This window comes from Agromyces sp. NPDC029043, assembly GCF_055564615.1.
Genome location: NZ_JBVHVX010000026.1, coordinates 19,892 through 40,861 on the forward strand (window position 1 = coordinate 19,892; position 20,970 = coordinate 40,861).

At 66.4% G+C, this 20,970-nt stretch carries 21 protein-coding genes and 1 pseudogene; 12 read left to right on the forward strand and 10 right to left on the reverse strand.

Going from position 1 to position 20,970, the window contains the following annotated elements:
• Positions 1–62: 62 nt before the first annotated feature.
• Positions 63–314, reverse strand: coding sequence for a BatC protein (locus ACZ4TW_RS21890; protein WP_465546362.1), 252 nt, complete (start codon positions 312–314; stop codon positions 63–65).
• Positions 315–480: 166 nt separating this feature from the next.
• Between ACZ4TW_RS21890 and ACZ4TW_RS21895 the strand changes: the two genes are divergently transcribed.
• The 6 genes from ACZ4TW_RS21895 to ACZ4TW_RS21920 all read left to right on the forward strand — a co-directional run bounded on the left by ACZ4TW_RS21895 (position 481) and on the right by ACZ4TW_RS21920 (position 4,767).
• Entirely contained in the window at positions 481–1,176 is a 696-nt protein-coding gene (locus ACZ4TW_RS21895; RefSeq protein WP_465546364.1) for a GNAT family N-acetyltransferase, read from the forward strand.
• 104 nt (positions 1,177–1,280) lie between these two features.
• Entirely contained in the window at positions 1,281–2,270 is a 990-nt protein-coding gene (locus tag ACZ4TW_RS21900) for an NAD(P)H-quinone oxidoreductase (RefSeq protein ID WP_465546367.1), read from the forward strand.
• 10 nt (positions 2,271–2,280) lie between these two features.
• The gene (locus ACZ4TW_RS21905; protein ID WP_465546369.1) at positions 2,281–2,856 is read left to right on the forward strand and encodes a TetR/AcrR family transcriptional regulator; all 576 of its coding nucleotides are present in this window, start codon (positions 2,281–2,283) and stop codon (positions 2,854–2,856) included.
• A 361-nt stretch (positions 2,857–3,217) separates the two neighbouring features.
• Positions 3,218–3,871 (forward strand): alpha/beta hydrolase, encoded by a 654-nt coding sequence (locus tag ACZ4TW_RS21910; protein WP_465546371.1) that lies wholly within the window; start codon positions 3,218–3,220, stop codon positions 3,869–3,871.
• Positions 3,847–4,101: an alpha/beta hydrolase gene (locus ACZ4TW_RS21915; RefSeq protein WP_465546373.1), complete on the forward strand. Its 255-nt coding sequence runs from the start codon at positions 3,847–3,849 to the stop codon at positions 4,099–4,101. Before ACZ4TW_RS21910 ends, ACZ4TW_RS21915 begins: the two co-directional genes overlap by 25 nt.
• A 321-nt stretch (positions 4,102–4,422) precedes the next feature.
• The gene (locus ACZ4TW_RS21920; protein WP_465546375.1) at positions 4,423–4,767 is read left to right on the forward strand and encodes a type 1 glutamine amidotransferase domain-containing protein; all 345 of its coding nucleotides are present in this window, start codon (positions 4,423–4,425) and stop codon (positions 4,765–4,767) included.
• A 67-nt stretch (positions 4,768–4,834) separates the two neighbouring features.
• Here the strand turns inward: ACZ4TW_RS21920 and ACZ4TW_RS21925 are convergent, their stop codons facing one another.
• The gene (locus ACZ4TW_RS21925) at positions 4,835–5,446 is read right to left on the reverse strand and encodes a PfkB family carbohydrate kinase (RefSeq protein WP_465546376.1); all 612 of its coding nucleotides are present in this window, start codon (positions 5,444–5,446) and stop codon (positions 4,835–4,837) included.
• Positions 5,447–5,550: 104 nt separating this feature from the next.
• Positions 5,551–5,757: pseudogene (locus ACZ4TW_RS21930) on the reverse strand (hypothetical protein); the annotation flags it as partial.
• A gap of 312 nt (positions 5,758–6,069) precedes the next feature.
• Between ACZ4TW_RS21930 and ACZ4TW_RS21935 the strand changes: the two are divergent.
• Positions 6,070–6,702 (forward strand): TetR/AcrR family transcriptional regulator C-terminal domain-containing protein, encoded by a 633-nt coding sequence (locus ACZ4TW_RS21935; RefSeq protein WP_465546378.1) that lies wholly within the window; start codon positions 6,070–6,072, stop codon positions 6,700–6,702.
• A complete protein-coding gene (locus ACZ4TW_RS21940) occupies positions 6,699–8,393 on the forward strand; it encodes an acyl-CoA dehydrogenase family protein (protein WP_465546380.1) in 1,695 nt (564 codons plus the stop codon). The genes ACZ4TW_RS21935 and ACZ4TW_RS21940 overlap by 4 nt, the downstream gene beginning before the upstream one ends.
• Before the next feature lie 30 nt (positions 8,394–8,423).
• Here the strand turns inward: ACZ4TW_RS21940 and ACZ4TW_RS21945 are convergent, their stop codons facing one another.
• Positions 8,424–9,794, reverse strand: coding sequence for an FAD-binding oxidoreductase (locus ACZ4TW_RS21945; protein ID WP_465546382.1), 1,371 nt, complete (start codon positions 9,792–9,794; stop codon positions 8,424–8,426).
• 40 nt (positions 9,795–9,834) lie between these two features.
• On the opposite strand from ACZ4TW_RS21945, the gene ACZ4TW_RS21950 reads away from it, so the two are divergent.
• From ACZ4TW_RS21950 to ACZ4TW_RS21960, 3 genes are all read left to right on the forward strand, one after another.
• Positions 9,835–10,260 (forward strand): nitroreductase family deazaflavin-dependent oxidoreductase, encoded by a 426-nt coding sequence (locus ACZ4TW_RS21950; RefSeq protein ID WP_465546384.1) that lies wholly within the window; start codon positions 9,835–9,837, stop codon positions 10,258–10,260.
• Between the two features lie 45 nt (positions 10,261–10,305).
• Positions 10,306–11,253: a serine/threonine-protein kinase gene (locus tag ACZ4TW_RS21955; RefSeq protein WP_465546386.1), complete on the forward strand. Its 948-nt coding sequence runs from the start codon at positions 10,306–10,308 to the stop codon at positions 11,251–11,253.
• 247 nt (positions 11,254–11,500) lie between these two features.
• Complete coding sequence (locus tag ACZ4TW_RS21960; protein ID WP_465546388.1) at positions 11,501–13,000, forward strand: amino acid permease; 1,500 nt, start codon at positions 11,501–11,503, stop codon at positions 12,998–13,000.
• Between the two features lie 51 nt (positions 13,001–13,051).
• Here the strand turns inward: ACZ4TW_RS21960 and ACZ4TW_RS21965 are convergent, their stop codons facing one another.
• Positions 13,052–13,888, reverse strand: coding sequence for an amidohydrolase family protein (locus ACZ4TW_RS21965; RefSeq protein WP_465546390.1), 837 nt, complete (start codon positions 13,886–13,888; stop codon positions 13,052–13,054).
• A gap of 116 nt (positions 13,889–14,004) precedes the next feature.
• Between ACZ4TW_RS21965 and ACZ4TW_RS21970 the strand changes: the two genes are divergently transcribed.
• Positions 14,005–15,153 carry an FAD-binding oxidoreductase gene (locus ACZ4TW_RS21970; protein WP_465546392.1) on the forward strand — a complete coding sequence of 383 codons (1,149 nt, stop codon included), beginning with the start codon at positions 14,005–14,007 and terminating at the stop codon, positions 15,151–15,153.
• A gap of 11 nt (positions 15,154–15,164) precedes the next feature.
• Here ACZ4TW_RS21970 and ACZ4TW_RS21975 read toward each other — a convergent pair whose 3' ends face one another.
• The 5 genes from ACZ4TW_RS21975 to dnaK form a co-directional block, all read right to left on the reverse strand.
• On the reverse strand, positions 15,165–16,358 hold the full coding sequence (locus tag ACZ4TW_RS21975) for a hypothetical protein (RefSeq protein ID WP_465546394.1): 1,194 nt from the start codon (positions 16,356–16,358) through the stop codon (positions 15,165–15,167).
• Positions 16,359–16,469: 111 nt separating this feature from the next.
• Positions 16,470–16,826: a heat shock protein transcriptional repressor HspR gene (locus ACZ4TW_RS21980; protein WP_465546396.1), complete on the reverse strand. Its 357-nt coding sequence runs from the start codon at positions 16,824–16,826 to the stop codon at positions 16,470–16,472.
• Between the two features lie 138 nt (positions 16,827–16,964).
• Positions 16,965–18,173: a molecular chaperone DnaJ gene (dnaJ, locus tag ACZ4TW_RS21985; protein ID WP_465546398.1), complete on the reverse strand. Its 1,209-nt coding sequence runs from the start codon at positions 18,171–18,173 to the stop codon at positions 16,965–16,967.
• A 109-nt stretch (positions 18,174–18,282) separates the two neighbouring features.
• Positions 18,283–18,930: a nucleotide exchange factor GrpE gene (grpE, locus tag ACZ4TW_RS21990; RefSeq protein WP_465546399.1), complete on the reverse strand. Its 648-nt coding sequence runs from the start codon at positions 18,928–18,930 to the stop codon at positions 18,283–18,285.
• Positions 18,927–20,768 carry a molecular chaperone DnaK gene (dnaK, locus tag ACZ4TW_RS21995; protein WP_465546401.1) on the reverse strand — a complete coding sequence of 614 codons (1,842 nt, stop codon included), beginning with the start codon at positions 20,766–20,768 and terminating at the stop codon, positions 18,927–18,929. Before dnaK ends, grpE begins: the two co-directional genes overlap by 4 nt.
• Positions 20,769–20,970 lie beyond the last annotated feature (202 nt).

The window sequence follows — 20,970 nt, forward strand, 5'->3', positions numbered from 1 at the left end:
CAGTGGTCACGTGCGAAGGTCGCGGGGTCGACGCCGATACAGCGGGTCAACATTGTTGTCCCTCAGGCAGTTCCGTCGGCCCCGCCGTCATGTCCATCGGGGTTGGAGCCACCGTCGGCCGGACCCTCGCCGGAGGCGGAACCATCGGCGCCACCGTCGTGACCATCTGGGTTGGAACCACCATCGGCCGGACCTTCACCAGCAGCCGCCGAGCCGTCGGCACCGCCGTCATGTCCGCCTGGGTTGGAGCCACCGTCGGCTGGGCCTTCGCCGCCGGCGCTTGAGGTAGTGATGTCGTCATCGTCGAGTGCCATGAAGAATCCTCTCTGGTTCGCGAGCCGTCGAAATGAGGGCCCACACTCCACTCTGCGCGCATCTCACGCAGATTACGAGGAGTCCCGAGAATTCGTTCGACGTGATTCGAGGCCCATCCACTTCCGCCTCGGCGCCGTACAGCGTGTCGACGCTATCGTGTGAGCCGTGATCTCCGCGTCCGATGCCGCCGTTCTGGACAACCCCGCGTTGGCCGCGCTGACCGGTCCGCACGCACAGTTCGCCGAACGGCACGGTGCCGCCCTGCGCTACCCGACGGATGTCTGTCCGATGGCCGCGTTGCCCGACGACCCGTCGTCGTCGGACTGGGCCGACGCAGCAGCACTCGTCGGGCCGGGCGGGTCACTGCTACTCCCCGTCGTCGATGTGCTCGCACCGCCGGATTGGGAAGTGCGGATGGATCTTCCGGGTGTTCAGCTCATCGGCGCCACTGTGCTGGGCGAGCCCGACGACGAGGCCGTCATGCTCACCGCGGACGACGTCGAGGACATGCTCGATCTCGTCCGTCGCACCCGCCCGGGACCGTTCGAGCGCCGCACCATCGACCTCGGCAACTACCTGGGCGTGCGCCGTGAGGGCCGACTGATCGCCATGGCCGGCGAACGCATGCACGCACCGGGATGGACGGAGATCAGCGCCGTCTGCACCGCCCCCGAGGCGCGTGGTCAAGGTCTGGCCGGGCGACTCACCCGCGCCGTCGCGCACGGAATCCGTCGGCGCGGCGAAACACCGTTCCTGCACGCCGAGGCCACCAACGCCACCGCCATCCGGCTCTACGAATCCCTCGGCTTCACCCTGCGCAAGCGCGTCGCCTTCCGCATCTTCGGCGCGCCGACGGCGTGAAGGTTGAGTGTTGACACTGCACACATCCCGCGCCTAGGCTTCAGATGTAAGCAGTGCATACACAGCGAAGGCGGCCCTATGTCCGCACGATTGTCCCCGAAACCATGAACGCCATCGTCGTCGACGATGAGAAGAATCTCACCGTCGCCCAGGTAGCCACACCCTCCCCTGCACCCGGCGAAGTCTTGGTGCGCGTGGCGGCGGCGGGTATCAACCGGGGCGATCTGATGCAGCGTCAGGGCTTGTATCCACCTCCACCCGGCATCACCGACATCATGGGCATGGAGATCTCCGGAACCGTTGTCGCCCTTGGTATTGACGTCAACGGGCCGTCCGTCGGCGACGAGGTGTGCGCCCTGATCTCCGGCGGCGGTTACGCCGACTATGCGGTGGTGCCGGCCAGCCAGCTATTGCCGATCCCGATCGGTATCTCACTCATCGACGGCGCTGCACTACCCGAGGTCGCCGGCACCGTGTGGTCGACGATCGCGATGGATGCGGGCTTGGCGGCGGGCGAGACGGTGCTCATCCACGGTGGCGGCAGCGGTATCGGCACCCATGCGATCCAGGTCACCAAGGCTCTCGGCGCGACAGTTGCGGTGACAGTCGGTTCGGTAGAGAAAGGCGACCACTGCCGCGAACTCGGCGCCGACATCGTCATCAACTACCGCGAGCAGGATTTCGCCGCAGAACTGGCCGGCCGCGCCGACGTCATCCTCGACATCATGGGCGGCAGCTACCTGTCGCGGAACATCGACGCACTCGCCGTGGGCGGACGGCTGGTGATCATAGGTATGCAGGGCGGATTCATCGGAGAGCTCAACGTCGCGGCACTCGTCATGAAACGGGCCCGCGTCATCGGCCTCAACGTGCGCAATCGTCCACTCGAAGGTCCGGGCTCCAAGGCCGAAATCGTCGACGCGGTCCGCACGAACGAGTGGCCACTCATCGAGCAGGGCCTGATCCGACCGATCATCTCCGCGATCCTGCCTCTCGACGACGCCCAGCGAGGCCAGGCGATGCTCGATTCCGCGGACTCGGTGGGCAAGGTACTGCTGGTGCCAGATGCCGCGTTGCTGGAGGCAGCGCGATAGATTGCACGGTATGCCGACTGCATCCGGGTCGTATCACCACGGCGATCTCCCCACCGCCCTGGTGCGCGCGGCGATGGAACTCCTCGAGGAGGACGGCGCCGGCGAACTCTCACTGCGCGCCGCCGCCAGGCGTGCAGGCGTGTCGACGGCGGCGCCCTATCGGCATTTCGCCGATCGGGATGCCCTGGTCTCTGCGGTCGCAGCGGTCGGATATGAAGAACTCGGCGCCCAATTGGCCGCAGCACAACCCGAGCCGACGACGCCCGAGGATCTCAGCGAGATCGCCATCGCCTACGTTCGATTCGCGCTGGCTCGGCCCGGTCTGTTCCGGGCGATGTTCGCCGAGCCGTGTGATCCGACCAGCCCGGAACGCGTCGCAGCCACCACTGCCATGCACGACTATGTCGAGTCGGTCGTGAAAGAGACACTGCCGACATCAGACCCCGAAGCTATGGCGACCGCGGTGTGGGCGCTCGTGCACGGACTCGCATTCCTCCACCTCGATGGCAAGTTCGACGCCGACTCCGACTCCGATGTCGCCGAGCGGGTGCGGAGTGCCGTCAACGCCGTGCTCACCATTCGATAGCACACGATCCGAATCAGCCCGAATAGCGCTGACATTCAATGTCATTCGAGTTCACAACACCACAGTCCTGTCGGCGAGTTCGCAGTAACCTGTTGACGCGACTCGCACCCCATGCCCATGCTTATGGTCGGCCATGTAAGAGGCGTAAACATCCGAGCTGTGCGGCCACGCCTGGCGACTGCGACTTATCCCTATCCGGTTCCGTGACACGGCTTTTCGCCGTCCACAGGCTGGGCTTCACATCAGCTCCGTACCAGAAGGGCCACTCGTGACCGACCTACCCCCACCCATCACACCCGTTCTCGAACCTGCCGCGCAGCAGTTGTGCGAGGCCACGGATCCTCATCCTCGGATCTACGAGGTGCCACCTGAGCAGGGGCGCGGCATTCTCGCGGATCTGCAAAGCGACACGTCGGTACCCCGCCCGGATGTCGACGAGGAGTGGGTCGGCGTCGATGCCGACGAGTGGGGGACGGTTCGCGCGCGCATCATTCGGCCCAAAGGCGTCACCGGGCCCCTGCCCGTCGTGTATTACATCCACGGCGCCGGCTGGGTTTTCGGCGACGAGAACACCCACGACCGACTGTTTCGCGAACTCACCGTCGGTGCGGGAGCCGCCGGCGTCTTCCCGGTGTATGACCGCGCGCCAGAAGCCCGTTACCCCACCCAGGTCGAACAGAATTACGCAGTCGGACAATGGGTTCTGGAACACGGTACCGATCACGGCCTGGACACCCCACGCATAGCGGTGACGGGTGAATCCGTGGGCGGGTGCATGTCGGCGGTGTTCGCCCTGATGAACAGGGAGCGCGGCGGCATCGACCTCAAGGCACAGGTGCTGCTCTACCCGGTCACGAACGCCGACTTCGATACGCCGTCGTATCTACAGTTCGCCGACGGGTATTACCTGACACGCGAAGGCATGCAGTGGTTCTGGGACGCATACACACCACCGACCCCGCCGAGCGGGCCGAAGTCCACGCGTCACCGTTGCAAGCATCGCTTGACGAACTGAAGGATCTGCCGCGCACCCTGGTCATCACCGACGAGGCCGACGTGCTGCGCGATGAAGGTGAACGGTACGCCAACAAGTTGCGCGAGGCAGGAGTGGACGTGACATCGGTGCGTGTCGCCGGCATGGTTCACGACTTCCTACTCCTCGACAGCCTGCGCGATACCCGGGCGGCGAATGTTGCACGCACGCTCGCCATCGACGCACTGCGGTCCGCACTGCACGACAACTGACGTCGGGCAGCCCAGGGCCAATGCCCACACCGATCTCTGTCGCCCACCCACTGATCCACACGGCCGTCGAACCGACGTCAACTTCGCAACGATGAAGGACAAACCTGCCATGACCAAGCACATCCTGAACGTCGTCACCAACGTCGGTCACTACGACGACCCTTCGCATCCCACCGGATTGTGGCTCTCCGAGCTCACCCACGCGTGGCATGTCTTCGCCGAGGCGGGCTACGAGCAGACGATAGTCAGCCCCGCGGGCGGTACCTCGCCATTGGAGCCACGATCACTGAAGTTTCCGAACTACGACAAGACGGCCAAGGCGTGGCTGGGCTGCAACGTACCACGCGTCAGATCTGGGAGCGCGGGGGCGTCGTGTCCTCGGTGTGCCATGGATATTGCGGCCTGCTGAATACGACGCTGTCCGACGGCTCGTATCTCGTCGACGGCCGCAAGCTCACCGGATTCGCCTGGCAGGAGGAGGTTCTCGCGCGCGTCGACAAGCTCGTCCCCTACAACGCCGAACACGAGATGCGCTCGCGCGGCGCGCTGTATGAGAAGGCACTGTTGCCGTTCGTTTCCTACACCGTTGTCGACGGCCGCCTCGTCACCGGGCAGAACCCCGGTTCCGCAAAGGCCACGGCGAAGAAGGTCGTGTCGGTCCTGTAGCCGGCGGCGGGTCAGGGCCTACGCCGTTGATGTGATCCAGCCCGTGGTCTCTATCGACGGCAGAAGCTCACGACCTTCGCGGCCGACCGACAAATTGGGTGGCTGCCGCGGCAGCGCGGGCACTCGCATCGAGGAGCGTCGCGTCCTGCGACACGTGCGCGGCCAGCGTCCCCGCGAACACATCGCCGGCGCTTGTCTTGTCGACGACCCGCACCTCGTCGACCGGGATACGGCGTACCGAACCCTGCTCGGCCACCACGACCCCTGCACCGCCCAGCGTGATGACCGCCGAGTTCGACACCTCGAGCAGTTCCCTTCCCAGGGCCTCGGAATCACCGGCACCGGCATAGAACCCCGCCTCGTACTCGTTGACGATGAGCGGATCGGCCGCCGACAGGATCTCGTCGGGCAGGGCCACCACCGGGCTGGGGTTCACCATGAAGCGGCGCCCGTTGCGGCTGCACCAGGAAGCGACCGCCTCCGTCACCTCCAGCGGGGATTCGAGTTGTGTGAGAACGATCTTCGGATCGAGTACCTCGAGCCCCCGCAGCACGTCGCCGGCGGCGAGCTCTGCGTTCGCCCCGGAGAGCACGACGATCCGGTTCGCACCGTCGTCGTCGACCTCGATGATCGCCTGCCCACTGATGCCGGCGACGCGACGTACTCGCCTGGTGTCCACTCCGCTCGACTATCACCAGCACCGCATCGGCGGCGCCGTAGGTGAGCGTGCCCAAGAGCGCGGCGCCCTGGAGCGCGACCGCCAACGGCGTCGCCGAACGGATATCCGGGAGTCGGGGGCGCGCTGGCCATGCGGGAGGCAATCATCCAAGCGCCGACAAGAACGATGCCGGCGAGGGTGTACACGCCGTCGAAGAGAATGACGCGCGCCTCGGACACGATGCCCCAGATCAGGGCGCCGGAGCCGAGTATCGCCGTCGCGATCAGACTCAAGATCAGTGCACGACGTTCCAGAATCGCATCGCCTGCCACAGTGCACGACTTTAGTATTCGACGGCTGTCGGCGGGACGTGAGTTGGCGACGTTCTCATGGTGGACTCCGGGGACGAAGGTTGTAGTGATCTAACCGATCCGCCTTGTGGTTGACGAATCGACCGGCTGGCGGGTCTATTCGTCAACCGCGAGACGCCATTCGCCAGCAGTCTGATCCATGTTTTGCCGATCTGAACCTCCACGACCTCTACTGGCCCGCCCGCAGCAGTAGCCTTCTTGCTCCTGCTTGCGTGACTCGCCTCACCTCATTTATTGTTTGCCATACAAACATCAGACGAGCGAGGCCGACACATGCCACCCACCAACCGCGCCAGCCGCACTGCCGGCAAGGCCACGCGCCTGGCTCTGCTGCGGGCAGCGGGTGAGGTGTTCGCCGACCAGGGCGAGACGGCGTCGGTCGCGCAGATCTGCCAGCGCGCAGACGCGTTTCCCAATCAGGTGACGTACTACTTCGGGTCCAAGGAACAGCTGTTCGTCGAGGTGGCGTGCGCCGCGGTGCTACGCGCGGGTCGCCACGCCGAGGAAGCGGCGTCGACGGCGACGACGGTGCGCGAGTACACCCACTCGCTCATCAGCACGCTCCTGGGCGCGGAGGCTCGCAACGTCGAACTGTTCACCACCGCAATGCTTCTCGTCTCCCGACGTCCCGACCTGCGGGAGCAGATCACCGATACCCTGCGCACACTGCACGAGCGCGGAGAGAGTGCGCTCATGCACACCCTGGTCCGCACAGGGTGGGAGCTGCGCGCCGACATCGGCGTGGAGGCCCGGGCGTTCTGGTCGGCCGTGTTCGGGCTCATCGTCCAAAAAGCAGCCACCGGTGAGGAATTCGGGTACTCGCTGGAAGAGGCCGTGGCGGTGATCTTCACGAACCTGCAGATACCCGAGACCGTGCTCGATCGTCCCCTGGAAGGATCACGATGACCCAAACTCCCGCCTCCCCGCGCACCACCGCGCACCCGCGGCCGCACATCACGCACGAGGTGCTCAATCAGTCCGCTCCGCGGGTGGATGTCAACGAGTACGAGTCCAATATTGTTCTGCGCGAAGCAGTTCAACGCCACGACGGCGGGTGGGGTGACGCCGAGCTCATCGACATCGGCGCGCATGTCGGCACCGCCGAGTTCCAGCATGACGCCAAACTCGCCAACACCATCACGCCGCAGTTCACGCCGTTCGACCGGTGGGGCCACCGCATCGATGAGGTCGAGTATCACCCGTCGTATCACCGCATCATCTCCGCATCCATCGCCCACGGGTCCCACACCCGGTGCTGGGCCGATCCGCAGCCCGGCTCGCACGTCGTGCGCGCGGCGTCGTTCTATCTGTTCGGCCAGATCGAACCCGGCCACGCGTGCCCTGTCTCGATGACCCACGCCGTCATCCCGTCACTCGAGCTGCAGCCGGATGTGGCGGCGCAGTGGGTGCCGAAAGCATTGTCGCGCAGCTACTCCCCCGATCTCTCGGCGGACAAGTCGTCGGCCATCTTCGGGATGTCGATGACGGAGAAGCAGGGCGGATCAGATGTGCGGGCCAACACCACCGTCGCGGTTCCGGTGAGCAAGGGCGGCCCGGGCGCGGAGTACTTACTCACCGGCCACAAGTGGTTCTGCTCGGCGCCGATGTCCGACGCGTTCCTCGTGCTGGCGCAGGCGCAGGGTCCAGGCGGACAGGGACTGTCGTGCTTCTTGCTCCCGCGCGTCCTGCCCGACGGTACCCGCAACGTCTTCCGTATCCAGCGTCTCAAGGACAAGTTGGGCAACAAGTCGAATGCGTCGAGTGAAATCGAACTCGACGGCACCGTGGCCGTGATGATCGGCGAGCCCGGGCGCGGCGTACGCACCATCATCGAGATGGTCGCCCAGACTCGGCTCGACTGCGTCCTGGGCAGCGCCGCCGGCATGCGTCAGGCCGTCGCCGAGGCCACCTGGCACGCACGGCACCGCGCCGCCTTCGGCGCCACACTCGCAGATCAGCCTGCCATGACATCGGTCCTCGCGGACCTGGCAATGGAATCGGAGGCCGCGACCGTCACCGCGATCCGCCTGGCCCGCGCCCATGACGAGGACGCCGATGATCAGCAGCGCGCCTTCCGACGCCTCGCCACCGCGGTCGCGAAGTACTGGATCTGCAAACGCGGACCCCACCACGCCTACGAGGCACTGGAGTGCTTGGGCGGCAACGGATATACCGAGGACTTCCCGCTCTCGATGCGTTACCGCGAGCAGCCGGTGATGGCCGTCTGGGAGGGCTCGGGCAATGTCATCGCCCTCGATGTGCTGCGCGCCATGACCCGCGAGCCGGAGTCCCTCGCCGCGTTCGACGCCGAGGTGTCCAAGGCGCGCGGCGTCGACACCACCCTGGACGCGCATCTGGATCGCACACGGACTCAGCTCGCCGAGCTCTCCACCCTCGACGCGGCCGGCGCACAGCGGCGGGCACGCAGCGTCGTCGAATCGATGGCGCTGGCGCTGCAGGCGTCGCTGTTGGTTCGGTACTCGCCGAGCGCGGTGTCCGAGGCGTTCATCGCCGCACGCCTCGGCGGAGAACGCGGCTTCGAGTACGGCACGCTGCCCGTCGGATCGGACCTGGACGCCATCCTCGCTCGCCACTGAGGTCCTCGACGGTGCCGCGCCATCAGAGGATCAGAGGATCACGCCCGGATTCAGCAGCCCCTGCGGATCGAGGGCGGCCTTGATCGCCGCGGTCATCTCCATGACGTCGGGTCCCACCTGATTCGGCAACCACCCCTTCTTCAGCCTGCCGACGCCGTGTTCACCGGTGATGGTGCCGCCGAGTTCGATCGCGAGGTCCATGACCTTTCCGAAGGCCACCTGGGCGCGGGCGGCCTCATCGGTGTCGGATGGGTCGAACACGATGAGCGGGTGAGTGTTTCCGTCGCCCGCATGCGCGATGACCGAGATCATCACCTCCTGCTCGGCGGCGATCGTCTTGACGCCGTCGATCAACGCGGGCAACGACGGCAACGGCACCCCGACGTCTTCCAGGAGCAGTGAACCCAGACGTTCGACGGCGGGGATCGCCGCGCGGCGCGCCGCGGTGAACGCCTCACCCTCGGCGGGATCGTCGGTGGCGAAACAGTCCTCCGCTCCATGTGCCTCGAAGGCTTCGCGGATGATCTCCACCTCGGCGACACCGGCCGGGCCGGGTGCGTCGGTCTGCGCGACGAGCAACGCGCCGGCCTCGCGATCGAGCCCCATCTTCAGCATGTCCTCGACGGCGTTGATGGACACCGCATCCATGAACTCGAGCATCGCGGGACGGATCTTCGAGGTGATCGACAGCACCGCCTCGCTCGCCTGATGTACCGAGGCGAAGGTGCCCACCACCGTGCAGGCCGACGCCTGGGGCGGCAGCAGACGCAGGGTCACCTCGGTGACGATCCCCAGTAACCCCTCACTGCCGACGAACAGCTTCGTCAACGGCAACCCGGCGGAGTCCTTGAGCTGTTTGCCACCAAGGCGCACCGCGCGGCCGTCGGCGAGCACCACCTCGAGACCGAGCACATAGTCGGTGGTGACGCCGTACTTCACGCAGCACAGACCACCCGCGTTGGTGGCCACGTTGCCGCCGATGGTGCAGATCTCGAACGACGACGGGTCCGGCGGATACCAGAGTCCGTGCTCCGCCGCGGCAGCCTTGACCTCGGCGTTGAACAGTCCCGGCTGACTCACCGCGGTGCGGGTAGCGGTGTCGATGGTGAGTGACCGCATCTTCTCGGTGGAGAGCATCAGCGCGCCGTCGACGGCGGTGGCCCCACCGGACAGGCTGGTACCGGCTCCGCGGGTGATCAGCTTGACTCCGCGCTCGGCACACCAGCGCACCGCCGCCTGCACCTGCCCGGTGGTCGTCGGGCGCACCAGTGCCAGCGGCGTGCCGGCGTCCGGATCCTGGGCACGGTCCTGCCGGTAGGCGGCGAGGATGTCCGGGTCGGTGACCACCATGCCGTCGGGGAGTTCGGCTTCCAGTAACGCAATGTCATCGGCGACGGTCATGCCTCCACCATAAGCACCCGGTACAGCGCACAATGGTGGAGTGAGTGACTTCAATCAACAGATCATCGACGAGTTCCGTGCCAACGGCGGCACCGTCACCACCGCGGGTTTCGGCGATCACCTCATCCTGGTGCACACGGTGGGCGTCAAGTCCGGACAACCACGGGTCAATCCTCTCCTCGGGCTGCCCGACGGCGACTCCTGGCTCGTAATCGGTTCTGCCGGCGGCTCCCCCAAGACCCCGGCATGGGTGCACAACCTGAGGGCCGCCGACCAGTTCACCGTGGAAGCACCCCACGACGGTCAGGTGGCCGAATTTGCCGCTCGCGCAACTGAGCTCACCCCTGATGAATGGGATGCGGCGTGGGGATCGTTCCTCGCGGCCTCCCCCGCCTTCGCCAAGTACACCGAGACCTCACAGGGACGCCGCTTCCCGATCTTCCGCATCACTCCCGTCCGCGTGTAACCACACGATGCGCGGTCGAGCAGCCCGCGCCACTAGTCTGTGCGTGTGTTGACCGTTCCGGATGCGCTCGTACCCGGCCACCAGGTGGCCGGGTATGTCATCGAGCGCAGACTCGGCGGCGGCAGCAGCGCCGACGTCTATCTCGCGCGGCGTCCGCAGGGCGAGGTCGGAACCGATCTCCCCGCACGGGTCGCCCTCAAGGTCCTGCATGAAGACGAGGTCGGCCATCCGCGCGTCCGGGATCGCTTCGAGCGTGAGTTCGGCATCGCCCATCACCTCCACCACGAGCGGATCGTCGCGATGTACGCGCGCGGCGAAGTCCCCGCCTCCGGCGACGATCTGCCGGTGCTGTGGATCGCCATGCAGTATGCCGCCGGACCGTCGTCGACGGCTCTGATCCCGGGCGAACGTGCCCAGCCGAACATCCCGGCGATCGTGCGGATCACGACCCAGACCGCCGCCGCGCTCGACTACGCACACGCGAACGACGTCATCCACCGCGACGTGAAACCGGCCAACATCCTGCTCACCGATCCGGAACTCGACGCGGCGGACGCGCTTCTCGGCGATTTCGGTATCGCCCAGTTCCTCGACGATGCACGCCCCCTCGCGCGCAACGGCCGCGTCAAGGGGTCCATCGCTTACGCATCCCCGGAATTGCTTCAGGCACAACATCTATCGCCGGCGACGGATCAATATGCGTTGGCGTGCAGTGTTATGGAGTGGTTGACCGGGCTCCCGCCCTATCCGCGCTCGACGGCGTTCGCCATCACCTACTCCCATCTGCGCGACCCGATCCCGAAGGTGACCCGACGGCGGGATTGGCTTCCCAGCGCACTGAATTCGGTGTTCGAGAAGGCCCTCGCCAAAGACCCGGCCGAGCGGTATGCGACGTGTTCGGAGTTCACCGACATCGTGGCGCGCGCCTTGCGTGATGTGACTCCGCCCGAGCGAGAAGTGCGGCGGCGGTCACGATTTCGGCGTCGGGGATGATCCACGCGAACCGGACACACCGCGCGGTACGCTGATCTCGCGACCAGCACGAACGTCCATGTTTCACAATGTTTACACGCCTCGATTTTCGCTGATGGCCATCTCCCGTTAGCGTCGGATCCCGTCTGCCAGGACTGATCGCACACCCTGCGATGCAATCCGATTCGGGTGGCAGCAACCGCTGTCGACTCGGCAGTACATCTCGGCTTCGACCCATACACCGGACTTCGCACGACGAGGAACACATATGTCAGAAACGACGAGCACATACGACAATTCGGCGCTCGCCCACGAAGAAGAGGGCTACCAGAAGTCCCTCAAACCGCGCCAGATCCAGATGATCGCCATCGGCGGCGCCATCGGCACCGGCCTGTTCATGGGCGCCGGTAGCCGCCTGCATGATGCGGGTCCGTCCCTGTGGATGACCTACGCCGTCTGCGGCGTCTTCGTCTTCTTCATCCTGCGCGCCCTCGGCGAGCTGGTGCTGCACCGCCCGTCGTCGGGATCGTTTGTCTCCTACGCCCGCGAATTCTTCGGTGAGAAAACAGCTTTCGTCACCGGTTGGCTCTACTTCTTCAACTGGGCGGCCACCGCGATCGTCGACGTCACCGCGGTGGCGCTCTACGTTCACTACTGGGGTGCCTTCGAGGCGATCCCGCAGTGGCTCATCGCCCTCATCGCCCTGGGCATCGTGCTGGTCATGAACGTTATCTCGGTCAAGCTGTTCGGCGAGATGGAGTTCTGGGCCTCGATCATCAAGGTCACCGCGCTGATCACCTTCCTGGTGGTGGGCACCATCTTCCTCGCCGGTCGCTTCGAAATCCAGGGCGAGCCAACCGGTTTCAGTGTCATCAGCGACAACGGCGGCCTCTTCCCGACCGGCATGTTCTCCCTCGTGATCGTCACCTCCGGTGTCATCTTCGCCTATGCCGCAGTCGAACTCGTCGGAACTGCCGCCGGTGAGACCGCCGAGCCGGCCAAGGTGATGCCACGCGCCATCAACTCCGTCGTCTTGCGTATCGCGGTGTTCTACGTCGGATCGCTGATCCTGCTGGCGCTGCTGCTGCCGTACACGACGTACAAGGCGGGTGAGTCGCCGTTCGTGACGTTCTTCTCCAAGATCGGTGTCCCGGCCGCGGGCGGCATCATGAACCTCGTGGTGCTGACCGCCGCCATGTCGAGCCTCAATGCCGGCCTGTACTCCACCGGCCGGACCCTGCGTTCGATGGCACTCAACGGCACCGCACCGGAGTTCACCGGCAAGATGAATCGCAACGGTGTGCCGTTCGGTGGCATCGCGCTGACCGGCGCGCTCACCCTCCTGGGCATCGTGCTGAACCTCTTCGTCCCCGAGGAGGCCTTCAACATCGCGCTCGATCTGTCCGCGCTGGGCATCATCTCCACCTGGGCCATGATCGTTCTCTGCCAGATCCAGCTGTACCGCTGGGAACAGAAGGGCATCCTGGAGCGTCCGTCGTTCCGCCTGTGGGGCACCCCGTACACGAGCTACGCGACGCTGATCTTCCTCGGTGCGGTCGTCGTGCTGATGTGCTGGGAGAACTACTGGAACCTCATCGCCATCCTGGTGGGCATCCCACTGCTCGTCGGCGGTTGGTTCGCCTGCAGGGACAAGGTCCTCGCGATCGCCGCGCAGCGTCAGGGCTACACCGGCGAGTACCCGGTGATACCGCAGCCACCGGTGCCGGAGAGCCCGCGCGAGCATCACCAGCACGAGGACGAGAGCTGACACCACGCTCCCACCGACGGCCCTACCGCTGACGCAGCAACGCGCTGCGGGTCAGATTCGATAGACCCGCAGCGCGTTCTCGCGAAAGAGGCACTGCAGCAAGTAATCTCCGCGGTCGTCGAGAATATCGAGCAGGCTTCCGACGGTCATGTCCATCGACGCGTTCGGGGCGCCGACCGGACCGAAGACCCCGACGGGTGCGCCGATGTGATCGAGGACGAACGTCGTCTCCGGGTACTCGCGCGCCAGCGTCACCGCGTCGTAGAGCTGATGCGAGTACAGCGAGACATCGAAGGACAGTCCGCGCTCGGCCACCGCGGCGAAGCCGGAGAGGAACGACGGTGAGGCGAGGATGCCGTCGGCGTCACCGAAATCTCGGACCCGCGGATCGGGATGGCGGGCCACCCCCCAGCGGACTCCGCGCACGACGTCACTCTCCGACATCTGCCGATCCAGGCGCGCGGCAAAGCCGAGCGCGCGGGGATCGCCGTGGACGACTATCGCACCGAGCCGGGGTGCACCGCCCACACCGAACGGCAGCCCCGTCACATAGCGCACCTCGTCCTCGGCGGAGAGTCCTTCGGGAGCGCCGTCGGAGATGGAGGTGGTGCTGCGCCAGTGCGACTCGACATAGACGACGGTGTCGATCGGCACGCCGGCGACGTTATGCACGGGCACGGCATCGCTGAGGTACTGCGCCGGCTCGTAGCAACGTGCGACTGTCGTGGGGTTGAGGACATATTCGCGGTCCGCGGGGCTCACGAGGAGCGGAAAAACCCGGTCCCCCAGGCTCGGTGCCACGCGGTAGAACCGCGACCCGCGGATCGCCGACCAGGGCGTGTGGCGCGGGTTCCACTGATGCAGATGTGCGTCGACGATCCCGACCACAAGGCCACTCAATGCCACGTCTACGAGCGTGCCATATGACCAGGCGTATCGTCCGAGATGTCAGATGGATCGTCTGGATATGCGACATCGCACGGAATCGAGGAGGAGATAGCTCCGTGGCCAGCCACTCACGTCACGCTCTGCATCATCTCCGTGAACTCATCAACCGCAACCCCGACCGCTTCACCACCGACCTGTACACGCGCCTGTTCGCCCTCGACCCGGATCTGCGCGGCCTGTTCGGCGCCATGCTCACCGATCAGCGTCGAGCGTTCTTCGGGGTGATCGATCACGTCCTCGAGGTGATCCCCGCCCCCACCGGGCAGGACGAGCTCGTCGACTTCCTCGCCCAACTCGGCCGCGATCACCGCAAGTTCGGGGTGCTGCCCGAGCACTACGACCTGATGTACCGGGCGTTGATGATCGAGTTCGAGAAGCTGATGGGCTCCTACTGGGACGACGACGCGCAGGTCGCGATCTCCCAGGCGATGATGCTGACGACCGGCGTGATGCGCGGCGCGGCGCAGATGGCCGAGGGTCCGGCGAGCTGGACGGCCGAGGTGGTGGAGAAGTACCGCATCTCCCGCGACCTGGCCGTGGTGCGGCTGATCACCGACCATCCGCTCGAGCACGCCGCCGGGCAGTACCTGGAAGTGCAGATCCCGCAGTGGCCGCACACCTGGCGCCACCTGTCACCGGCGATCCCGCCGAACGAACGAGGCGAACTCGAATTCCATGTCCGTGCCGTGCCGGGCGGATCGTTCAGCCCCTCGGTCGTCACCCAGACTCGCGCCGGGGACGTGTGGACCATCGCCCAGGCCCACGGCACCCTGCACGTCGGTCCCGAGCGGGATGTCCTGATGATCGCCGGCGGTACCGGCCTCGCGCCGCTGCGCGCGCTGCTGATCGAGATGTCGATGCGCGTCGATCAGCGTCGCACGCACATCTTCTACGGGATGCGTCATCCCGGGGAGCTCTACGATCTCGCGGTGCTGCGGCGCATCGCAGCCACGAATCCATGGCTGCGGGTCACCGCCGTCTCCGAGGAGAGCGCCGACCCGTGGTGGCTCAACTCGGCCGCCTCACCGCAGGACCTGGGAGTGGAGCATCGGATCGGTCGCCTCGACGACGTCGTCGTCACCCAAGGTGGGTGGGAGCAGCATCAGGTGCTGATCGCCGGGTCGGCGGCGATGATCGAGAACACCCGCAACCGGCTGATCATCTCCGGTGTACGGGCGTCGCTCATCCAGCACGACCCGGTGTAGCAGGGCTACGGCTACGGGGTACCTTCTTCGCCGGTGTCTCCCGTGTCCCCGCTGCCCTGCTCCGGCTCGGCGGGCGCCGCAGGCACCTCGACGATCACGGTCGTCGTGTCCGTCACGGTCACCGGCGGCGGAGTCACCGTCTGTGTCTGAGTCTGGGTCTGGGTCGCGCGGGGCTGGGTGACCGTCTCGACGCGCTCCTCGACGACGGTGTTGGTGCGCGGTGTGCCGGTCTCGGTGACCGTCGACGCCTCGGGGGTCTCGGTCACCGTGACGGTGCTTGCCGGGGCGGCGGCGTCCCCGCCCCCGCCGGTCAGCGCGGCGATCGCGATGCCGCCGAGCAGCAGGGCGCCGGCGATGGCGGCGCCGATGAGCCAGTACCGCTGCTTGCCGAGTCCGGCTGCGCCGGCGGGCTTCGTGGGAACTGCGGCGGGTGCCTGCAGGGACCGCTGCGCCGACGACGCCGCACCGGAAGCGGCCGCCAATGACGGCTGGGTCGCGAGCGACACCGGCTTGGCGACGGCGTACTCGAGTGCGGGCGCGACACCCGGGAGTTCGGCACCGATCCCGGTGCAGATCACCTGGGTGACGTTGGTGCCGCCGGGCATCGTCGTGACGGCGTCGGCGATGGCGTTGGCGCCGTCCGGTTCGGTGACGGGCGCGGGTGTGCCGTCGTTGAATTCCGACGCCCCGACGATGGTGCCGGTCGCCGTATCGACGGTGATGATGGAGCGCCCCGGCGAGGGCACCCCGGCGCGGTCGAGATCGACGACGGAGACGATGCCCCCGCGGCTCGGCTCGGATCGCGCGACCTCGGCGAGGGCGACCGGGAGATCGGCGACGGAGACCGTGTCCGCCCAGGCGGGACGGTTCGGACCGGAATTCATCGCGGCCGCGAGATACTCGGCGGTCTCCGGACGCGCGCACGCCACCGCGATGGTGTCCACCGCGAACGGAACGGACTCGACGAGTTCGGTGATGGCCTGCTCGGCACTCTGCTCCGACGCGTCGGGCAGGTCGACGATGTTGCTGGCCAGGATCTCCCCCTGGGCACCCTTGACGACCGAGGTCACCGAGTCGTCGACGACGGAGACGCCGAGGACGGCGCCGGTCGCGGCACCTGTCGTGTTGCGCACCCCGATCGTGGGACTCTCCCCCGTGCTGATCCCTGCGTTGGTTCCTGTGCTGGTCACACCGGCGTTGGCCATGACAGCGCCACCTTCTTCCGTCTTGCGTTCGCTCATCAGGCGGACCCCCCGGCCCGACATGGCCGCGATCTTTAGAATGGGAGGTATCGCGGTCTTGTGGGATTGTCGTCCTCAGGCGCCAGAACGTTTCCCCCGGGGTTGCCAGACGACCAGCGCACTGGTCCGCGGGACCGGGACGAGCTCACCGCCGCGCCGGGTGCGGGAGCCCTCGAGCTCCTCGGACAGCTCCCGGACGCGGGCGGCGAGCGCGTCGACCTGATTGCTCAGATCGATGATGCGTTTGATGCCGGCGAGGTTGACGCCCTCCTCCTGGGAGAGTCGCTGGATCTCGCGCAGCATCTCGACGTCGCGTGTCGAATAGCGGCGCCCGCCACCGCTGGTGCGTTGCGGTGTGACGAGGCCGAGCCGGTCATAGGTGCGCAGCGTCTGTGCATGCATGCCGGCCAGTTCGGCGGCGACCGAGATCATGAATGTCGCCCGTGCCCCGGTGGTGGACTCCGCCGCGCGTGGCGTTGTGTGTTCGGTGTCGGCGGTCGCCCCCGTCGAGGGACCGTGGGCCGCGCTCGCGGCCCGGCGGTCCTGCTCGTGACGTGAGTTCATCGCCGATCACCTCCCCCAATCCGCGCGAGGATCGAAGCCGCTGGCCTTCTCGGCCTCAGCGTATCGCTCCATGGCCTCGACGGCAGCGTCGTCGAGCGCCGACGGGACGGCGACCTTGACGGTGACCAGCAGGTCACCAGCGCCGCCCGAACGCTTCGGCACGCCCCGACCACGGACGCGCAGCGTCCGGCCGTCGCTGGTCTTGGGCGGGATCTTCACCCCGACCGAGCCGTCGAGCGTCGGCACGGACACCGTCGACCCGAGGACCAGCTCCGAAATACTCACTGGCAGTTGCACTTTGAGGTCATGTCCGTTGCGGGTGAACAGCTTGTCGGCAGTCACGTGGACCACGACGTAGAGGTCACCCGACGGTGCGCCGCGGCGTCCGGCTTCGCCTTGGCCGGCGAGACGGATGCGTTGGCCGTCCTCGACGCCCGGAGGAATCCGGACGTTGATGGTGCGGGGACGCACCGTGACACCCGAGCCCGCGCAGTCCGGGCACGGGTCGTCGATGCGCGAGCCGGTGCCCTGGCAATCCTGGCAGGGCTCGCTGAATCCGAACGCACCCTGATTGCGGCTGATGAACCCGGAACCGTTGCAGGACGGGCACACTCGCGGGCTGGTACCCGCCTTGGCGCCGCTGCCGTGACACGAGGTGCACGGCGAGGGGCTGGTCACGCGCAGCGGAACCGTGGTGCCCAGGGCCGCATCCTTGAATGACAGGCTCGTCTCGGTTTCGAGGTCCTTGCCGCGGCGCGGACGGGAGGCGGTGGACTGGGTGTGTCCGCCGCCGGCGGAACCGCCGCGGTTGAACAGGCCGTCGAAGATGTCTCCGAAGCCGCCGCCACCGCTGTCGCCTCCGCCGAACAGGTCACCGATGTTGAAGTCGGCGCCGGTCGTCGTCGTATAGGTTGTGCCACCTCCGCCTGGGAAGCCGCCGGGATAACCGTTGCCCCCGCCGCGGAAACGTCCGCCGGCGAACATGGCACGGGTCTCGTCGTATTCCTTGCGCTTCTCCGGATCGGCGAGGACGGAATGCGCCTCGGAGACCCGCTTGAAACGCTCTTCGGCCGCAGCATCGTTCGGGTTGGCGTCGGGATGGAGTTCCCGCGCGAGCTTCCGGTATGCCTTCTTGATCTCGTCGGCCGAGGCGTCAGAAGCAACGCCCAGGTCCTTGTAGAAGTCGTGTTCGAGCCATTCTCGCTGTGGAGCCACCAGACGTCACCTCCTTCGAATGTGTTGTAAGTCTGGTTGATGAAGTTGTCTGACGACAACTGTCCGGTGATGTCGCGACGACATCACCGGACAGCCGTCGGTGGTGCGATTATTGCGCACCGTTGGGTGTTGCCGTTCCGGGAACCGGGTCGGTGACGGTGACCATCGCGGTGCGGATCACCTTGTCCCCCACGCGGTAGCCGCGTCGGTAGACGTCACCCAGAACGGGTTCGGCGCCGGAGCCGTCGTGCTGGACGGCCTCGTGCAGTTCGGGATCGAAGACGTCGCCGGGTGCGCCGAATGCGGCGAGCCCTTCGGTGGTGAGGACACCGGTCAGCTTGTCGGCCAGTGTCCGCATCGGTCCGTCCTCGAGATCCCCGTGGGCACGGGCGCGGTCGAGATCGTCGATGAGCGGCAGGAGCTTCTCGATCAGGACGCGCTTGCCGTAGGCAACCGATCCCTGCTGCTCCTCCGCCGCACGACGCTTGAAGTTGGCGAACTGGGCGCGCTCACGCTGGAGCGCGGCGGTCAGTTCGGCGACCTCATCGTTCTCCGGGGTAGCCGGGGCCTCGGCCGGGGCAGCATTGCCCGGGGCCACATCCCCTTCTCCCGAAGCCGATGCCGGTCCGGCACCGTCGGGGCGTACCTCTCCCGTCTCGGGATCGACACGCCGCCGGTCGGTGACGGTGACCGGCTCGCCGGGGGCGCCGTGCTGGGCGCCCCCGGCCGAAGCGGCCTCGGGACCGGGCTGGGTCACTTCTTGTCCTCGGGCTCGTCGACAACCTCGGCGTCGACGACGTCGTCATCACCACCGGCGGCACCGGACGGTGCTGCCTGCTCCGACTCCGCCTGGGCTGCAGCGTAAATCGCCTGACCCATGGCCTGGGACTGCTCGGTGAGCTTCTCCACGGCGGTCTTGATGGCGCCGATGTCGGTGCCCTTGAGGGCCTCGTTGGCGTCGGCGACGGCCGCGGTGACCTTCTCCTTGACGTCGGCGGGAACCTTGTCCTCGTTGTCCTTGAGGAACTTCTCGGTCTGGTTGACCAGCGACTCCGCCTGGTTGCGGGTCTCGGCTTCCTCGCGACGCTTCTTGTCCTCGTCGGCGTGTGCCTCGGCGTCCTTGATCATGCGGTCGATCTCGTCCTTGCTCAGGCCGGAACCGTCCTGAATCCGGATCGAGTTCTCCTTGCCGGTGCCCTTGTCCTTCGCGGTGACGTGCACGATGCCGTTGGCGTCGATGTCGAAGGTCACCTCGATCTGTGGAACACCTTGCGGCGCAGGCGCAATGCCACCGAGCTCGAAGGAGCCGAGCAGCTTGTTGTGCGACGCGATCTCACGCTCACCCTGGTACACCTGGATCTGCACCGACGGCTGATTGTCCTCAGCGGTGGTGTAGGTCTCCGAGCGCTTCGTCGGGATGGTGGTGTTGCGCTCGATGAGCTTGTGCATGACACCGCCCTTGGTCTCGATACCGAGAGACAGCGGGGTGACGTCGAGCAGCAGCACGTCCTTGACCTCACCGCGGAGCACACCGGCCTGCAGTGCGGCACCCACGGCGACGACCTCGTCGGGGTTGACGCCCTTGTTGGGCTCCTGACCACCGGTCAGTTCCTTCACCAGGTCGGTGACGGCCGGCATACGGGTGGAGCCACCGACGAGCACGACGTGATCGATGTCGCCGACGGAGATGCCCGCATCCTTGATGACCGCCTGGAACGGAGCGCGGGTGCGCTCGAGGAGATCCGAGGTGATCTTCTGGAATTCGCTGCGGGACAGCTGCTCGTCGAGGAACAGCGGGTTCTTGTCCGCGTCGACGGTGATGTAGGGCAGGTTGATCGACGTGGACTGCGAGGCAGACAGCTCGATCTTGGCCTTTTCGGCGGCCTCACGCAGACGCTGCATGGCCATCTTGTCCTTGGTCAGGTCAATGCCGTTCTGCGCCTTGAACTTCTCGACGAGCCAGTCGACGATTCGCTGGTCCCAGTCGTCGCCACCGAGGTTGTTGTCACCGGAGGTCGCGCGGACCTCGACGACACCGTCACCGATCTCGAGCAGCGAGACGTCGAAGGTACCGCCACCGAGGTCGAAGACCAGGATGGTCTGTTCCTTCTCGCCCTTGTCGAGTCCGTAGGCCAGTGCGGCCGCGGTGGGCTCGTTGACGATGCGGAGCACGTTGAGGCCGGCGATCTGGCCGGCTTCCTTGGTTGCTTGACGCTGAGCGTCGTTGAAGTATGCGGGGACGGTGATGACCGCGTCGGTGACGGGCTCACCGAGGTAGGACTCGGCGTCGCGCTTCAGCTTCTGCAGCGTGCGTGCGCTGATCTCCTGCGGGGTGTACTTCTTGTCGTCGATCTCGACGGTCCAGTCGCCCTCGCCGATGTGGCGCTTGACCGAGCGAATGGTGCGATCGACGTTGGTGACCGCCTGGTTCTTCGCGGGCTGGCCGACAAGGACCTCGCCGTTGCGTGCGAATGCGACAACAGACGGGGTCGTGCGGGAGCCCTCGGCGTTGGCGATGACAGTCGGCTCGCCACCTTCAAGCACCGCGATCGCGGAGTTGGTGGTACCGAGGTCGATTCCAACAGCACGTGACATGTGTGTTTCCTCCTAGTTCGTGGGTGTGCACCCAGGTTCATCGAAACCCGAGCCGGGCCTGTGACCCGGTCGCGCCGAACTTCAGTGCGTCCGACTCAGGTCTACCGAATGAGTCCTACCCTCGTCAACCTTAGTTGAGTCGGGATCACTCAGGTTTCTCGATGGGTTCAACGGGCAGGTTTCCCGGATTGTTCCCGATCCG

Bases quoted from the DNA above. Each gene is read 5' to 3' on its own strand.
- ACZ4TW_RS21890 (WP_465546362.1), bottom strand. From the start codon at position 314: ATGGCACTCGACGATGACGACATCACTACCTCAAGCGCCGGCGGCGAA.
- ACZ4TW_RS21900 (WP_465546367.1), top strand. From the start codon at position 1,281: ATGAACGCCATCGTCGTCGACGATGAGAAGAATCTCACCGTCGCCCAG.
- ACZ4TW_RS21905 (WP_465546369.1), top strand. From the start codon at position 2,281: ATGCCGACTGCATCCGGGTCGTATCACCACGGCGATCTCCCCACCGCC.
- ACZ4TW_RS21935 (WP_465546378.1), top strand. From the start codon at position 6,070: ATGCCACCCACCAACCGCGCCAGCCGCACTGCCGGCAAGGCCACGCGC.
- ACZ4TW_RS21940 (WP_465546380.1), top strand. From the start codon at position 6,699: ATGACCCAAACTCCCGCCTCCCCGCGCACCACCGCGCACCCGCGGCCG.
- ACZ4TW_RS21945 (WP_465546382.1), bottom strand. From the start codon at position 9,794: ATGACCGTCGCCGATGACATTGCGTTACTGGAAGCCGAACTCCCCGAC.
- ACZ4TW_RS21960 (WP_465546388.1), top strand. From the start codon at position 11,501: ATGTCAGAAACGACGAGCACATACGACAATTCGGCGCTCGCCCACGAA.
- ACZ4TW_RS21975 (WP_465546394.1), bottom strand. From the start codon at position 16,358: ATGGCCAACGCCGGTGTGACCAGCACAGGAACCAACGCAGGGATCAGC.
- ACZ4TW_RS21980 (WP_465546396.1), bottom strand. From the start codon at position 16,826: ATGATCTCGGTCGCCGCCGAACTGGCCGGCATGCATGCACAGACGCTG.
- dnaK (WP_465546401.1), bottom strand. From the start codon at position 20,768: ATGTCACGTGCTGTTGGAATCGACCTCGGTACCACCAACTCCGCGATC.